This is a genomic window from Campylobacter canis, assembly GCF_045504005.1.
GTDB lineage: Bacteria > Campylobacterota > Campylobacteria > Campylobacterales > Campylobacteraceae > Campylobacter_A > Campylobacter_A canis.
On sequence record NZ_JBJJXH010000001.1, the window covers coordinates 111,187 to 124,977 of the forward strand.

A 13,791-nucleotide genomic window follows, 5' to 3' on the forward strand; every position below is an offset into this window, starting at 1 on the left:
GTTAAAATCTAATACAATTCAAATGTAAATTTTAATAGAATAACTATGTTTTATTAAAATTTAAAGGAAGTCGATGCAACCGATTTATACTACGCAAATTACCAAATTTAAGGGTGATGAGCAAATTTTAAAAGATGATATTTTGGTTCGTGAGATCAAGCTTGAAATTCAGATCAACGACAAACGCTTCGGTGCTATGATGGCGACACCTGTGGATCAAGAAGCACTTGCCGTGGGTTATCTTATAAGCGAGAATATAATAGCTAGTCCAAAAGATATAAGCGAAGTTAGGCTTGAGGATGACGGACTTACGGTAAAAATAGCCGCAAAAGTAAATGAAAAGAGTATGAAACGCTTTGATGAAGAGGCTATCATCATAAGCGGATGCGGTAGAGGACAAACAGCTAACATTGATCCGGAGGCGATGGCGGCAAGAGTGGTAAAAGCCGATGTCAAATTTAAAAAAGATGAAATTTTAAAGCAGATGGGGCAGTTTTACACGCAGTGCGAGCTTTATGAGATGACGGGTTGCGTGCATACGGCAAAGCTTTATGTGGATGAAAATACTTTCTTTATCGGAGAGGATATCGCTCAGCACAACACTATTGATAAAGCCGTTGGCAAGGCCTGTTTAGCAGGAGTTGATCTTGGCAAGACGTTTTTGATGGTTAGCGGAAGATTAAGCTCTGAAATGGTGGCAAAGGCTGTTATGCACGGAGTGCCGGCACTTATTTCACGAACGGCTCCGACTAGCCTTGGAGTGCTGATAGCGCGTAAATTTAACCTTACTCTTTGCGGATTTGCAAGGGGCGAAAATATGAACGTTTATAGCGGTCTTGAGAGGATTATAGGATGAGTAAAGAGGTCGAAAATTTGATAAATGATCTGCTAAATTCAAACGGCAGACTTGATTGCGGTTCGGCTTTTAAAATTTCAGCCAAGACAAACACGCCTATAGAAGAAGTTGGCAAGATAGCCACAGATATCGGGGTTAAGATCGATAACTGCGAGCTTGGACAGTTTGGAAAGCTTGATTGTGATAGTGGAAGCGTAGAGGTTTTGTCCAAGCTTGAGCCGTTTTTAGATGATAAAAGAAGAATATTTTGCGCCGATGGAAGAAATGCGGCGCAAGGGGTAGGCTTAAAGAAAATTCGCTCAACTTTAAAAGATTATAAAATAGATGTCAAGTACTGCAAGCTAGGCTGTTTTAAAGAAAAAAAAGGCAAGAAAATGGTAGTAAAAACTAAAACATGGATAGAAAACGCAGAGGGCGAATTAATCTTTGGCAAAGGCAAAACCGAAGTTCTTGAAGTAATAGCTCAAGTGGGCTCGATCTCAAAAGCAGCTGAAATTTTAGGAATGAATTATAAAAAATGCTGGAATCACCTGCAAATTTTACAAAAAAATATGAAAGAAGATCTTGTAAACACAAAGCAAGGTGGCGGGGATAACGCGGGAACTACGCTAAATGAAAGAGCTTATGAGCTTATTAACGCTTATAAGCAGCTTCAAGCCGATATCGAAGAGTATGCAAACAAGCGTTTTAAAGAGCTGTTTATAAAAAAAGAAGAGAAATAACAACCAAATTTATACAAGGGAGAAAATATGTATATCAAACTAAACGACAGAGTCTATCTTAACAAAGATAAGATCACCAGAGTAAAAGTTGATAGCGTTCAAGACGGTATCAGAATTCGCTTTTACGAAGGTCAAAATCAAGTTGCAAAGAGCGGAAAATTCGAAAGCGAAGCAAAAGCTATAGAATGGCTTGAGAAAAACTTCATCAACAAATAACAACCACAAAAGGCGCTCAATAAACCCGGGCGCCGTCACTTCTAAAATCATTTCTAATAAAATTCACAAATCTCTTTTAACTATTTAAAATTTAAAATGTTATAATCACTTCTAAGCTTCAAGGTTTATCGGCCAGAGCCGGTTTGAAGAGACAGTAAAAAGGAAAAATATGCAAATAGATTGTAGAAATTTAGAGTGTCCACAGCCTGTTATAAACACGAAAAACGCCTTAAATGAGCTAAAAAACGGCGAAATTTTAGAAATTTTAGTAAATGCCGTAGCTCCAAAAGAAAATATCAGTCGCTTTTTAACTTCTCAAAATATCAAATTTACTATGACCGAAGATAATGATGAAGTGATAATTAGAGCCGTTAAAAGCGGGGCTGAGATAAAGAGTGAAAATTTTGATGAATTTCTTTGCAAAACTCCTAGCAAGGTCGGTAAAGTTGTGTATATAAACGAAGAGTACGCAGGAAGCGGAGCCGTGGGCGTTGGGCTTATGAGCAAATTTATAGGCGCTCTTCTTCAGCTTGAAACCAAGCCTTATGCGGTGATTTGCGTAAATAACGCGGTTAAAATGACGACTGACCGCGGACACGTCAGCTTTGCGCCGTTAAAAGAGCTTGAAAAAGCAGGCGTAAAAATTCTAAGTTGCGGAAGCTGTTTGGAGGCTTATAAACTGGTTGATAAATTAAGTATCGGCGAGATGACAAACGCGTATGAAGTCGTGAGTCTGCTTGATAAATACGATGTGATAAAGCTATGATATATAACGATAAAAGACTTACTAAATTTGTATCCGCTGCGGGTTGAGCTGCCAAACTGGACCCGTCGGGTCTAAACAAAAGTGTCGGCAAGCTTGATCTGGGCCATCCGAATTTGCTTACTCGCATAGACACCAACGAGGATGCAAGCGTATTTAAGATAAACGACGAGCTTGCGCTTGTGCAGACACTTGACTTTATAACTCCTGTTGTCGATGATCCGTATCTTTATGGGCAGATTGCCGCGGCAAATTCGCTAAGCGATATATTTGCAATGGGCGCAAAAGTAATAAACGCACTAAATATCGTTGGTTTTGATAGTTGCAACCTTGAGCCTGAAATTTTAAGCGAAATTCTGCAAGGCGGGTTAAGTAAAGTGCGTGAGTGCGGCGGTGCTCTTGTGGGCGGACATACGATAGAGACTAAAGAGATGTATTACGGACTTAGCGTAACAGGAAGCGTTAGACCGAATAAATTTTGGGCGAATAATACGGCTTGCGAGGGCGATGTGCTGATCCTTACAAAACCGCTTGGGATGGGGGCTTTAAGCACTGCCATAAAAGCCGATATGCTAAATTTGGACCAAATCAAAGAGGCTGTTAGCTATATGGCTCAGCTAAATTTTTATGCCGTAGAGGCGATGAGTGAAATTTGCGTTAATGCGGCGACTGATGTAACGGGATTTGGATTTTTAGGGCATTTGAGCGAGATGCTAAGAGCTGATATAGGCTTTGAAATTCTTGCCGATAAAGTCCCGATTTTATCCAGCGCCAAAGAAGTTGCAGCGATGGGACTCTTGCCTGCAGGAAGTTATAAAAATCGCGAATTTGCTAGTAAATTTGTAAGCGGCAAGGAGGCCGATATGTTGCTTTACGACGCTCAAACTTCAGGCGGACTTTTGCTTGCGGTTGATGAAAAACATGCAAATTTAGCTCTTAAGCGACTAAAAGAAGCAGGATATGAGATGAGTCAAGCGGTTGGCGTAGTAAAAAGCGGCAGTTGCCGTATCAGATTGGTTTAATGCCACTTTAGACTTTGCATATATCTTTATCGCTTTTAGTATCGTGAAATAAATTTATCCTCCTATCAGTCTTGTGGCAAATTTAACTCGGACAAGTAGTAACTAATATATAATATTTTAAGTTTAATATGAAATATAATATAAATTTTATGAAATAAATATAATAATTTAAAAGATATATCATACTTTACTATTATTTAATAGCTATTGATATTTACAATCAAAATATAAACTTTAAAACCGTTAATGCTTATAAATTCTCTCTTGATATCTGAAATTTATATTATAAAATACTCTTTTTAGTGCATATTTTATTATAAAATGACACAAGATTATGATATTAAAATATGAAATTAAAGTATATCTTTTACAAGAGAAGCTCTTTAAGAAAGATATAAATAAATTTAAAATAAAATCAGCAAGTTAATTTTAAAAATATTAAGAAAGGAGACAATAAATATGGAATTGTTGGGATTTTTATTCTTTGCTCTTTCGATTTTTATTGCTTGGAAGAAGCCCGAAAAAGAGGGGCTTGCATTTGGTGCGTTCGTGCTTGGCACGGCGGTTTGCTTTATTATGTTTTTTATCGCCAGTTGGCCGTCGTTGCTACCTTATGCGGCTTATTAGGAGGTTAAAAGTGGGATTTTTTAACGAAAAGAATTTTGACTTTTTTATGGCGACGGCAGTGCTTTTAGTGCTTGCTATACCTGTTGGAATCGCAAATTTTTATCTTGGATATGTGATCGGCGAAGGTCCATGCACGCTTTGCTGGTGGGAGAGAATGGGTATGGTAGTAGTAGGAGGAGCCGGAATTCTTATCCTTAGATACGGACTTAGAGCAAGATATATCGCAGCTATTTTATTTGCGGCGGCTTACGGTATATTTATGACGCTTCGTCATGCAAGCTTTAGCGTGTATAGAGACGTTGGTATGGGCTTTGGCGGAGATATTTTCGGCGCTCACACTTATACTTGGGGAATTTTAGTATATTGGGTTGTGGTTGTCGTAATGGGAATTTTCATGCTATTTGCAAAAGATAAAGTAGTGGCCGAAGATATATCAAGAGAACATACTCGTATAAAACCGCTTTCTAAATACTCAACCTTCGTTATCGCACTTAGCCTTATCGTAGTGCTTTCAAACGCGGTTCAAGCGCTTATTTCGGCAGGATACCCTCCATATAGCGGTAAGGGAAGCCCTGAGAGAATAAGCCTAAACAACACTTGGACTACAGGCGTTTGGAAGAGATTTGAAAAGCCGTTTTCATTTACGGGTTCAAACGTAGTTGAGGATCCGTTTATAGCTGGCGAACCAAAAGAAAAGAGCATTAAATTTAGCGCAAACGCTAAAGACGGTGCTTTTGTAGATGTAAAACCTGCCATAGCTGTTAAAAATAGCTTCCCGCTTCCGTTTATTACAAAAGGAATTTTCGGCAAGGGTGTTACATCAGGACTTGCTTATAACGCTAAAGACGATGTATTCGGTATCTCAAACACCGAAGGAAGTGTTTATTTTACAGATGCGAATTTCAAAGAGATAGCTCATGCCATCATAGATAAGCCAAACGGCAGAAATATCAAAAAATCAGTCGCTTCAACTTTCGTAGGCGATATGTTGGTAACTTCAGGGTTTAATAAGACGATTTTTGCAGTAAAACAAGTATCAAAAGACAAGATTGATCCTTATAAAGAGTGGGTAACGTTCCGCGAGACCACCGGAGGACTTGAGATGCCTTGGCATACAGATCGTCCTGCACTTCTTACCATAAGAGCCAAAAAACAATACATCCTGACGCTAAGCAAGGATCAAAACAGCAATTTTATGTATATGATATCCGTGCCAAATGATCGTGTTAAAGGTATGATACTTATAAAAGTTGATACTAAAGATAGATTGCTAAGCGGCGAAACCATCATTACTTCATCGCTTGCTCTTAAAGAAAAGCGTGATATTAAGGATTATTACGTAACGGCAGGCGATATAACTGACGGTAAATTCTTAGCATACTCTAAAAACTACAACACCTTGCTTGTGATAGATCTTGCAAGCGCAAAGGTTATTGACGCTTATGAGATGCCTCAGATCGGTGATATATCAGGACTTGCTATAAAAGGCGATAGCTTATTTACTCTAGCTCACAAAGACGGTAAAGTAGAAGTTGTCGAGCTTGACAATCCTTTAATGTAATTAAAATTTAAATTTGAGCGGCGAATTTTAACCGCTCAAATTCCTCTTTTAAAATCCTAAATTTTCAATTTGTTTCTTTTTGTTAAATTGCGGTTAGAATATGTTCAAATTTTGTTTTGATTTAATAAGTGTTATCAAAGCTATTGTAAAGTGAAACTTAAGGATTTGTTGTTTTGCATGCACGGCAAGTCTGAAAGATTTCAAATAAAAGGATGTAAAATGGCTGCACAAGATTTAAATTTAGAGAGTTTAAAAAAAGATATCGATTCGCTAAAAACTGATCTAAAAGATATAGTTAAGTCTATAAAAGATATCGGAGCCAAGCAGATTGAAGCCGGCAAAGATAAAATTTTAGATCACTTGGATACCGAAGAGATCAAAAAATACATCGACGATCTTAAGGCAAAAGGCAAAGACGGCATAGAAACCGTAAATGATACTATCAAAGAAGATCCGATTAAAAGCGTTGCGATAGCCGCAGGTGTTGGGTTTTTAATAGGTTGGATACTTAAAAAATAATGGCAAATATATCTGAATTCCTAGTCTCTGTCGTAGAGCTAGTAGAAGCCCAAGCAGATGATATCAGGCACTCTTTTTTTAAGAGTGCCGATAGCTTTTTGATACTTGTGGTGGCGCATATTTTGGCGATAATAGGATTTGTGTTTTTCCTCATAGGGTTAAACATACTCTTAGTTTCGATGTTTAACGAAGTTGCGGCATATTTAACTACCGCTTGTATAGCTTTTATTTCGGCATTTATTTTTTATAGGGTTGCGCTGTGGAAAACAAAATGACAAAAGAAAAGTTAAGCGTAGTAGTATCTATGCTTGAAGGAAGAGATAACAATAAAAAACGATTAAGGCTTGAAGAGGCTAAATTAAGACTGCTTTTAAACGATCCCGGATTTGATGTCTCAAACGAGCTTAAATTTATAAACCAAGGCAGAATCGCTGACGCATTGATAAGCTTCATAGATAGAAATTTAATCATGCCTGCCTTGGTTAAACTTTTTAAAAGATAATTTGCCAGTCGCGTAAATTTATCTACGATAAGGAGACTACATGGACGCTTTGGACAATAAGGACTATTTGGAAATCATAAATTTTCGCCACGCTTGCAAAATTTTTGATGAAAATAAAAAGATCAGAAAAGCTGATTTTGAGTTCATCCTTGAGGCAGGCAGACTTAGTCCAAGCTCGCTCGGACTTGAGCAGTGGGACTTTCTCGTTGTGCAAAACAAAGCTTTGCGTGAAAAGATAAAAGAAAAATCATGGGGTCAGCCTCAGATAACTACTTCCTCTCATCTTGTTGTCGTGCTTGCTAAGATTGCCGAATTAAAAAGTGGAAGCGAGTATATCGATAAGATGATTGATCGTCTTGCTTTTAGTTCCGAGCAAGATCGTATGGCTAAAGAGGAATTTTACAAGACAAGACTTCATCAAAAGCTTCAAAACAACGACGAGATAATTTTTCAGTGGTCTCATGAGCAGTGCTTGTTCGCTGCGCTAAATATGATGAATGCCGCTGCAAGTATCGGCATAGACAGTTGTCCGATGGAGGGCTTTGAGCGTGATGAGGTGGGTAAAATTTTAGGAATCGATCCGCTTAAGCATCGCGTTGCTATCATTGTGCCATTTGGATATCGTCTAAACCCTCAACCGCCAAAATATCGCCGTGAAATGAGCGATGTAGTCAAATGGATAGATTAAATTTATATTATTAACTTAAATTTTCATCTATTTAGCTTTTTAGCATTAAGCTAGAAATCAATACCTTTTTTATATGATTTTGTAAATTTTATAAAGGAGTTTGTATGGATTTTTTAGAAGCTATGAATTTTCGCCACGCTTGCAAAATTTTTGATGAAAATAAAAAAATAAGCGATGATGAATTTGGTCTTATCTTAGAAGCCGGAAGGCTTAGCCCAAGCTCGACAGGACTTGAGCAGTGGGACTTTCTTGTGGTACAAAATGCGGATTTAAGACAAAAGATCCGTGAAGTATCTTGGAATCAGGTTCAGATGACCTCTTGCTCGCACCTTCTTGTGATACTGGCAAAGATATCTGAAGTAAAACCGGGAAATGAATACATAAAAAAGATCATCTCAAGACGAGTTGATAAGGAACCTGAGCTAATCGCTCAAAGAGAGAAATTTTATCAAGATTTTCTAACCGCAAATTTCAAAAATGACGACGAACTTACATATCACTGGTCAAGTAAGCAGTGCTACATCGCCGCTGCAAATATGATGACCGCAGCCGCGACTCTGGGTATAGACAGTTGCCCTATAGAAGGATTTGACGCGGACGCTTTAAATAAAGTATTAAATCTTGATACGACCAAACAGCGTGTCGCCGTGATGATACCGTTTGGATATCGTCTAAACCCTCAACCGCCAAAATATCGCCGTGAAATGAGCGATGTGGTTACTTGGATAAAATAGCTTGATAAATAAAGAGGCGATTTATATGTTCGCCTCTTAAATTTCAGCTAGAGTTTTTAGGGCATTTAGCGCGTCTTCTTCGGGGTTTGCTACAAGATCAAATCGCTTTAAAATTTCGCCTTTTTTTATTATTAGAGTTTGACGGTGATAAAATTTCTTTCCGTCATCCGTGCTAAAGGTTTTTAAATTTAATTTATCCGCAAGATTAAAATTTTCATCGCTGAAAAAGCTGAAATTCACGCCTAAAGCCTCTTTAAATTCTTTCGTTTTTGCTACGTTTAAAGCCCCAAGCGCGATAACCTCAAATCCAAATTTTTCAATCTCTTTTAAATTAGCTTCATAAGCTTTGCATTGGTTTGTACAACCCGTTAAGCCTTTTGTCTGCTTTAGCTCTTCAGGTAGGAATTTACCGCTCTCGCCCATTTTGGGATAGACGATTAAAACGCAGTTTTTATTTTTAATCAGTTCTAAAAAATCAATTTCGTTTCCGTTTATATCTTTTACGCTCATACTTTATCCTTGTTAAATTTGATTTTATGATAGCATAAATTTGCGCTAAAGCTGCGCGGGTAGAGCTACAATCAGTAAAATTTGAGCTTAAAATTTAGGCTTTTTTCTGTTTAGCGTTAAAGAAATAGACTAAAAATAGCACCACAAAGCTGATTATGAGCATGAGTGCGGAGTAAACATGCGCTTTTTGATAATCCATCAGCTCGACCGCTTCGTAAATGGCTATGCTTGCGACCTTTGTCTTATCACCGACACTTCCTCCTATCATCAGTACTACACCAAATTCGCCCAAAGTATGGGCAAAGCTAACGATAAGCGCAGTTAAAAGCGAAGGCTTGATATTTGGCAATGCAACCATAAAAAGCGTAGCCCATTTGCCTTTACCCAGTGAATAACTTGCCTCAAAAAGGCTCTTTGGCAAGCTTGAAAAGCCTGCTTGCAACGGCTGAAACATAAACGGAAGCGAGTAGATACAGCTAGCTATTACAAGCCCTGAGAAGTTAAAAACCAAGCGTATATCGAAATTTTCTTCCATAAATTTGCCAAAGAAATTGTATGGCGAAAGAAATACAAGCATATAAAATCCAAGCACCGATGGTGGCAAAACAAGCGGAAGAGCCACTATAGACTCGATTATCGGTTTTGCTTTGAAATTTGATCTGCTTAGCCAGTAGGCAAGCGGCAGAGTGGCAAAAAACAATATAATCGTCGTGACAAAAGCAAGTTTTAACGATAGATAAAATGGCGTAAAATCAATACTTGATATATCAAACATCGCTTTTGCTTTTTCTAAGAGTTGCCGCAAATGCTTTTGCGCTAAGCGTAGCCTCATCGCCCGCTTTTAGATTGGCCGCTTCTTGATGGCTTAAGACTACTTCGCAAAGCTGCTGTCCGACAAGAGTGATCGCCACATAGATACAGTCGCGCTTTTGAATTTCTAAAATTTTGGCATGAAAGCTAAGCTTTTGGGAATTTGAGTGCTTTAAAAATATCTCGCCAGCACTTCCGCAGCGCTCTATCACACCTTCGCTTAGGACAAATACCTTTGAAGTAAGTTTATAAATTTCAGCTATATCGTGACTTACCAAGATGGTCGTCATATCAAATTCGCGGTGAATTTTAAGTAGATAGTCTTGCAGCTTCTCGCGCATAGATATATCAAGCGCGGAAAGCGGTTCGTCAAGCAGCATGATCTCAGGCTTTCGCATAAGCGCTCTAGCTAGCGCCACACGTTGCTTTTGACCGCCTGAGAGCTTTGAAATTTGAGCGTTTTTAAGCGATGTTAGCTCGACCAGATCAAGCAAGTGGTTTGCAAGCTTTAAATCATTGTTTGCAAAAAGCAAATTTTTAAGCACGTTCATATTTTCAAACAGAGCGTAATCTTGAAATAAAAATCCTATATTTCTCTTTTGAGGCGGCAATGATTTTCCCGCCTTGAAAAAGAATTTGTCCTTAACTTTTATCACTCCGCTATCAGGAGTTTCAAAGCCTGCAAGCAAGCGTAAAAGTGTAGTTTTGCCGCTTCCGCTTTTGCCGTAAAGTGCTACGAATTCGCCTTTTTTGATATCTAGATCAATGTCAAGGCAAAACTGTCCGCTAGACCCGTTTAAGGTCTTTTTGCATCTAAATTCAATCACGGTTTTTATCGCTGATATAAAGTGAAGTGGCTTTTACGTAAGCGTAAATTTCGTCATTTTGTTTAAGATTTAACCTCTCGCAAGATTTTGTAGTTATTATGCTTTCAAATTCGAAATTTAAAGACTTTAAATGCAAAACGCTTGTGATATTGCCTTTGGTTAAATTTGAGATTGTCGCTTTTATCTCGTTTGTAAGCGAGCAGTTTTTCAAAGGAGTTGTTGCGATGATGACATCTGAGCTTTTAAATGCGAGTTTTACGCTGTCGCCTATTTTAAACTCATCTAAATTTTCAAGCCCAAGCATATAAAATTTCATCTCGCCTGAAGTAAATTCAAAGAGATTTACATCCTCGCTACCGGTTATATTTGAAACTTGGGCCTTTATCATTATATGTTGTATCCGAATTTTCTAAAGATCTCTTTTGCTTTTTCGCTTAAGATAAAATCATAAAACGCCTTGGCTTCAGGGTTGTTTTCGCCGCGTTTTAGAAGGATTACGCCTTGATCGATCGGAGTGTAAAGATCAGGATTAACTAGGATGAAATTTTTACTCTCTTTATACTTGGCCATTTTCGGATCGTACATCGCGCTAGCTGCGATAAATCCCGCATCTGCTGCGCTTAGAGCCGAGCTTAGAGCCTCTGAAATCGATTTTGTGTAGATGATGTTTTTTTCAACTTTATCAAAAATTCCATCTTTTTTAAGCGCTTCAATACTTGCCTTGCCGTAAGGAGCTGACTCGGGAAGTGCGATAGCAACGGCTTTTAATCCCTCAACCGCTTTGATGCCTTTTGTAAAATCTATGTCGCGGATACTAAATAGTGCAAGCGCACCCTGGGCATAAACTATCGGACGAGTCGCAGAAAAGCCGGCTTCATCGAGATTTTCAACAAATTTCATATTTGCCGCCATAAATACGTCAGCAGGTGCGCCGTTTTTGATCTGAGTTGTCAAAGCGCCGCTTCCGCCAAGCGTTACGGTTACTTTTGTGTCCGGATTTGTCTTGGCAAATTCAGCCTTTAGCTCATCAAACGCATAAGTTACGTTTGCTGCGGCAAAGACGTTGATCTCGCCAGCGTTTAGATTAAAAGTCGCGATTGCCGCTAAAACTAACGAAAAGAAAGTTTTTTTCATATTTACACTCCTATTATGATTTGACTTGATTTAATTAAGGCTGTTAGTTCGTCGCCAACGCCTATTTTCATCTCCATTGCGCTATCTTTTGTTATGATTGCGGTGATGGTTTGATGATCGTTTATCTCAAGGACTATTTCAGCGCTTACCGAGCCGATTTTAGCCTCTATCACCTTGCCTTTTAGTTGATTTGCTGCACTTATGTTTAGATTTTCGTCCTTGGCAAGCATAACGCTTGGGGCTTTAAATATAAATACTACTTTTTTGCCGACTTGCAAATTTAGGCTCTTTTCGGATTCTACGGTTATGACCGCTCTTAAAATTTCATCATTTGAGAGTTTTGCTACTACTTCAGAGCTTACCGCTCCTGTTTTTATCTCAATTATTTCGCACGATAGTTGGTTTCTAGCGCTTAAACTCATACTCATACGTTGTAAATTTGCTATTTCGGCAGTAGAGATATCTATGTTTGCACATACTTTTTCTAAAAATATTTTTTGCGACTCAAGCATAGCTTCATATAGGCTGATCATCTTTCTGCCGTATTCGGTTAGCTCGCTTCCGCTGTTTTTTTTATTTCCTTGCATGCGGGCTATTAGAGGCTTATCCGAGCGGTTGTTTAGCGCATCTAGGCTATCCCAGGCGTTTTTGTATGAAATGCCTACGAATTCGGCTGCTTTAGTTATGCTTTTTGTCTCGTCAATCGCTTTTAGCAAATTTATATGCTTAGTTAAAACAGGCACTCCGCTATCTAAAAATAACTCTAAACTTATATCTGCTTTCATCTCTTATCCCTTATATTATATTTGTATATTTAATTATAATGCTAACTTTAATCGGTTTATATATAAAAAAGCTTTTAAGTATAAAATAGTATATATAAAAAGCAACTTAAAACAAAACTCAAATACTCCGATCTAAAAAAGATTTTATAAATTTGTAATAGCCGTAAAAATTTAATATTTTTGATTTTGTTATAATTATTTTGCTAATATTAGCAGTTTGAAAGGAAGCTATGAAAATTTTTATATCTTTAATGCTTGGTTTTGTTTTGGTTTTTGGAAATGAAATTGATGAATTTGATGATGAATTCAAAGATAAGACTGAAGTGTTTGATCCGCTTTCGGGATACAATAGAGTAATGACAAACGTAAATGACTTTTTGTACGTAAATATTTTTAATCCCGCTATAAGAGGTTACAACTACGTAGTTCCACAGCCTGCAAGAGAAGCTGCTGGAAATTTCTTTGATAATCTTTTATTTCCTCTTAGGTTTGTAAATAACTTGCTTCAATTTAAATTTAAAGAAGCGGGCGAAGAGACGCTTAGGTTTGTCGCAAATACGATAATAGGCTTTGGCGGACTAACCGACGGGGCTAAATACTATGACTTGCAAAGACATGATGAGGATTTTGGGCAAACTCTTGGATATTGGGGTGTCGGAAGCGGTTTTCACGTGGTTTTGCCGATTTTGGGACCTTCAAATTTACGCGATATAGTGGGCTTAGCGGGAGATTATTTCGCCGATCCTATAAGCTATATAAATCCTAGTTCAAGGGCGAGCGGTATTCAAATTTATAGAAGAGGCAACTCATGGTCGCTTGATCCTGATGCTTATGAAAATTTAAAAAAAGACGCGGTTGATTTATATCCGTTTTTACGAGATGCATACGAACAGCGTCGTAATTATTTGATAAAGGAATAAGATGAAATTTTTTAAAATTATTTGCGCTTTGTTTTTAAGCGTTTCACTTTATGCTATAACCGAGAGTGAGATAAAGCCAAGTGTTGAGGCGGCGACAAAAAACGCTATTTCGGTTTTAAAGAATAAGGGTTTAAACAACGATCAAAAAGCCGATAAAATTTTTGCTATATTTGATCCGTTTTTTGACTATAAACAAATGGCTAAAATAAGCCTTTCAAAGCGATACGACGCCTTAAGCGATACTCAAAAGCAGCAGTTTGACAAGGCGTTTGAAACAAGACTTAAAAGCTCGTATGTGGATAAGCTTTTAAGCTATAACGACCAAGAGATAAATTTAAAAGAGCACACAAAACCAAACGATAAAAGATACTGGCTAAACGGCGAGGTTGTAAGCGAAGGTAAAAGCTATCCTTTTGTCTATAAATTTTATGACGCTAAAGAGCGCGGTTGGCTTATATATGACCTTGATATTTTAGGCGTTAGTATAGTTCAGACTTATCGAAGTCAGTTTGGAAGCCTGCTTGAAAATGGCAGCTTTGATGATTTGTTAAAAAGGTTAGAAAGCGTAAATTTGCCTGAGGATAGCAAATAAATT

The 13,791-nt window shown here is 37.9% G+C and carries 20 protein-coding genes; 14 read left to right on the forward strand and 6 right to left on the reverse strand.

The window, feature by feature from the left end; translation table 11 throughout:
* Positions 1–73: 73 nt before the first annotated feature.
* The 12 genes from fdhD (at position 74) to ACHJH3_RS00585 (ending at position 8,210) form a co-directional block, all read left to right on the forward strand.
* Positions 74–856, forward strand: a complete 783-nt coding sequence (fdhD, locus tag ACHJH3_RS00530) for a formate dehydrogenase accessory sulfurtransferase FdhD (protein WP_407063148.1) — start codon at positions 74–76, stop codon at positions 854–856.
* Complete coding sequence (locus ACHJH3_RS00535; protein ID WP_169941201.1) at positions 853–1,578, forward strand: winged helix-turn-helix domain-containing protein; 726 nt, start codon at positions 853–855, stop codon at positions 1,576–1,578. The genes fdhD and ACHJH3_RS00535 overlap by 4 nt, the downstream gene beginning before the upstream one ends.
* A gap of 27 nt (positions 1,579–1,605) precedes the next feature.
* Positions 1,606–1,794 (forward strand): sodium-dependent tyrosine transporter, encoded by a 189-nt coding sequence (locus tag ACHJH3_RS00540; RefSeq protein ID WP_169941203.1) that lies wholly within the window; start codon positions 1,606–1,608, stop codon positions 1,792–1,794.
* 169 nt (positions 1,795–1,963) lie between these two features.
* Positions 1,964–2,560, forward strand: coding sequence for a sulfurtransferase-like selenium metabolism protein YedF (yedF, locus tag ACHJH3_RS00545; RefSeq protein WP_407063149.1), 597 nt, complete (start codon positions 1,964–1,966; stop codon positions 2,558–2,560).
* Positions 2,557–3,579, forward strand: a complete 1,023-nt coding sequence (gene selD, locus ACHJH3_RS00550) for a selenide, water dikinase SelD (protein ID WP_407063150.1) — start codon at positions 2,557–2,559, stop codon at positions 3,577–3,579. The genes yedF and selD overlap by 4 nt, the downstream gene beginning before the upstream one ends.
* A gap of 459 nt (positions 3,580–4,038) precedes the next feature.
* On the forward strand, positions 4,039–4,206 hold the full coding sequence (locus tag ACHJH3_RS00555; protein ID WP_169941209.1) for a hypothetical protein: 168 nt from the start codon (positions 4,039–4,041) through the stop codon (positions 4,204–4,206).
* A gap of 10 nt (positions 4,207–4,216) precedes the next feature.
* Entirely contained in the window at positions 4,217–5,767 is a 1,551-nt protein-coding gene (locus ACHJH3_RS00560) for a disulfide bond formation protein B (protein WP_407063151.1), read from the forward strand.
* Positions 5,768–5,986: 219 nt separating this feature from the next.
* Positions 5,987–6,286 (forward strand): DUF883 family protein, encoded by a 300-nt coding sequence (locus tag ACHJH3_RS00565; protein WP_172198192.1) that lies wholly within the window; start codon positions 5,987–5,989, stop codon positions 6,284–6,286.
* Positions 6,286–6,561, forward strand: a complete 276-nt coding sequence (locus ACHJH3_RS00570; RefSeq protein WP_169941215.1) for a hypothetical protein — start codon at positions 6,286–6,288, stop codon at positions 6,559–6,561. Before ACHJH3_RS00565 ends, ACHJH3_RS00570 begins: the two co-directional genes overlap by 1 nt.
* The gene (locus ACHJH3_RS00575; protein ID WP_169941218.1) at positions 6,558–6,788 is read left to right on the forward strand and encodes a hypothetical protein; all 231 of its coding nucleotides are present in this window, start codon (positions 6,558–6,560) and stop codon (positions 6,786–6,788) included. The genes ACHJH3_RS00570 and ACHJH3_RS00575 overlap by 4 nt, the downstream gene beginning before the upstream one ends.
* A gap of 40 nt (positions 6,789–6,828) precedes the next feature.
* Positions 6,829–7,476, forward strand: coding sequence for an NAD(P)H-dependent oxidoreductase (locus tag ACHJH3_RS00580; RefSeq protein ID WP_407063152.1), 648 nt, complete (start codon positions 6,829–6,831; stop codon positions 7,474–7,476).
* A 104-nt stretch (positions 7,477–7,580) separates the two neighbouring features.
* Positions 7,581–8,210 (forward strand): NAD(P)H-dependent oxidoreductase, encoded by a 630-nt coding sequence (locus ACHJH3_RS00585; RefSeq protein WP_407063153.1) that lies wholly within the window; start codon positions 7,581–7,583, stop codon positions 8,208–8,210.
* Positions 8,211–8,246: 36 nt separating this feature from the next.
* Here ACHJH3_RS00585 and ACHJH3_RS00590 read toward each other — a convergent pair whose 3' ends face one another.
* The 6 genes from ACHJH3_RS00590 to ACHJH3_RS00615 form a co-directional block, all read right to left on the reverse strand.
* A complete protein-coding gene (locus ACHJH3_RS00590; RefSeq protein ID WP_407063154.1) occupies positions 8,247–8,720 on the reverse strand; it encodes a redoxin domain-containing protein in 474 nt (157 codons plus the stop codon).
* Positions 8,721–8,814: 94 nt separating this feature from the next.
* Positions 8,815–9,495 (reverse strand): molybdate ABC transporter permease subunit, encoded by a 681-nt coding sequence (gene modB, locus ACHJH3_RS00595; protein WP_407063155.1) that lies wholly within the window; start codon positions 9,493–9,495, stop codon positions 8,815–8,817.
* Positions 9,488–10,357, reverse strand: coding sequence for an ABC transporter ATP-binding protein (locus ACHJH3_RS00600; protein WP_407063156.1), 870 nt, complete (start codon positions 10,355–10,357; stop codon positions 9,488–9,490). Before ACHJH3_RS00600 ends, modB begins: the two co-directional genes overlap by 8 nt.
* Positions 10,350–10,745 carry a TOBE domain-containing protein gene (locus ACHJH3_RS00605; protein WP_172198168.1) on the reverse strand — a complete coding sequence of 132 codons (396 nt, stop codon included), beginning with the start codon at positions 10,743–10,745 and terminating at the stop codon, positions 10,350–10,352. Before ACHJH3_RS00605 ends, ACHJH3_RS00600 begins: the two co-directional genes overlap by 8 nt.
* Complete coding sequence (modA, locus tag ACHJH3_RS00610; protein WP_407063157.1) at positions 10,745–11,491, reverse strand: molybdate ABC transporter substrate-binding protein; 747 nt, start codon at positions 11,489–11,491, stop codon at positions 10,745–10,747. Before modA ends, ACHJH3_RS00605 begins: the two co-directional genes overlap by 1 nt.
* Before the next feature lie 2 nt (positions 11,492–11,493).
* Positions 11,494–12,276 carry a TOBE domain-containing protein gene (locus ACHJH3_RS00615; protein ID WP_169941235.1) on the reverse strand — a complete coding sequence of 261 codons (783 nt, stop codon included), beginning with the start codon at positions 12,274–12,276 and terminating at the stop codon, positions 11,494–11,496.
* Between the two features lie 230 nt (positions 12,277–12,506).
* Here ACHJH3_RS00615 and ACHJH3_RS00620 point away from each other — a divergent pair, with 230 nt between their 5' ends.
* Positions 12,507–13,196, forward strand: a complete 690-nt coding sequence (locus tag ACHJH3_RS00620; RefSeq protein ID WP_173030509.1) for an MlaA family lipoprotein — start codon at positions 12,507–12,509, stop codon at positions 13,194–13,196.
* A 1-nt stretch (position 13,197) separates the two neighbouring features.
* Positions 13,198–13,788, forward strand: coding sequence for a Tgt2/MlaC family protein (locus ACHJH3_RS00625; RefSeq protein ID WP_407063158.1), 591 nt, complete (start codon positions 13,198–13,200; stop codon positions 13,786–13,788).
* Positions 13,789–13,791 lie beyond the last annotated feature (3 nt).

Bases quoted from the DNA above. Each gene is read 5' to 3' on its own strand.
- fdhD (WP_407063148.1), top strand. From the start codon at position 74: ATGCAACCGATTTATACTACGCAAATTACCAAATTTAAGGGTGATGAG.
- ACHJH3_RS00535 (WP_169941201.1), top strand. From the start codon at position 853: ATGAGTAAAGAGGTCGAAAATTTGATAAATGATCTGCTAAATTCAAAC.
- ACHJH3_RS00540 (WP_169941203.1), top strand. From the start codon at position 1,606: ATGTATATCAAACTAAACGACAGAGTCTATCTTAACAAAGATAAGATC.
- yedF (WP_407063149.1), top strand. From the start codon at position 1,964: ATGCAAATAGATTGTAGAAATTTAGAGTGTCCACAGCCTGTTATAAAC.
- ACHJH3_RS00555 (WP_169941209.1), top strand. From the start codon at position 4,039: ATGGAATTGTTGGGATTTTTATTCTTTGCTCTTTCGATTTTTATTGCT.
- ACHJH3_RS00565 (WP_172198192.1), top strand. From the start codon at position 5,987: ATGGCTGCACAAGATTTAAATTTAGAGAGTTTAAAAAAAGATATCGAT.
- ACHJH3_RS00570 (WP_169941215.1), top strand. From the start codon at position 6,286: ATGGCAAATATATCTGAATTCCTAGTCTCTGTCGTAGAGCTAGTAGAA.
- ACHJH3_RS00575 (WP_169941218.1), top strand. From the start codon at position 6,558: ATGACAAAAGAAAAGTTAAGCGTAGTAGTATCTATGCTTGAAGGAAGA.
- ACHJH3_RS00580 (WP_407063152.1), top strand. From the start codon at position 6,829: ATGGACGCTTTGGACAATAAGGACTATTTGGAAATCATAAATTTTCGC.
- ACHJH3_RS00585 (WP_407063153.1), top strand. From the start codon at position 7,581: ATGGATTTTTTAGAAGCTATGAATTTTCGCCACGCTTGCAAAATTTTT.
- ACHJH3_RS00590 (WP_407063154.1), bottom strand. From the start codon at position 8,720: ATGAGCGTAAAAGATATAAACGGAAACGAAATTGATTTTTTAGAACTG.
- modB (WP_407063155.1), bottom strand. From the start codon at position 9,495: ATGTTTGATATATCAAGTATTGATTTTACGCCATTTTATCTATCGTTA.
- ACHJH3_RS00605 (WP_172198168.1), bottom strand. From the start codon at position 10,745: ATGATAAAGGCCCAAGTTTCAAATATAACCGGTAGCGAGGATGTAAAT.
- modA (WP_407063157.1), bottom strand. From the start codon at position 11,491: ATGAAAAAAACTTTCTTTTCGTTAGTTTTAGCGGCAATCGCGACTTTT.
- ACHJH3_RS00615 (WP_169941235.1), bottom strand. From the start codon at position 12,276: ATGAAAGCAGATATAAGTTTAGAGTTATTTTTAGATAGCGGAGTGCCT.
- ACHJH3_RS00620 (WP_173030509.1), top strand. From the start codon at position 12,507: ATGAAAATTTTTATATCTTTAATGCTTGGTTTTGTTTTGGTTTTTGGA.
- ACHJH3_RS00625 (WP_407063158.1), top strand. From the start codon at position 13,198: ATGAAATTTTTTAAAATTATTTGCGCTTTGTTTTTAAGCGTTTCACTT.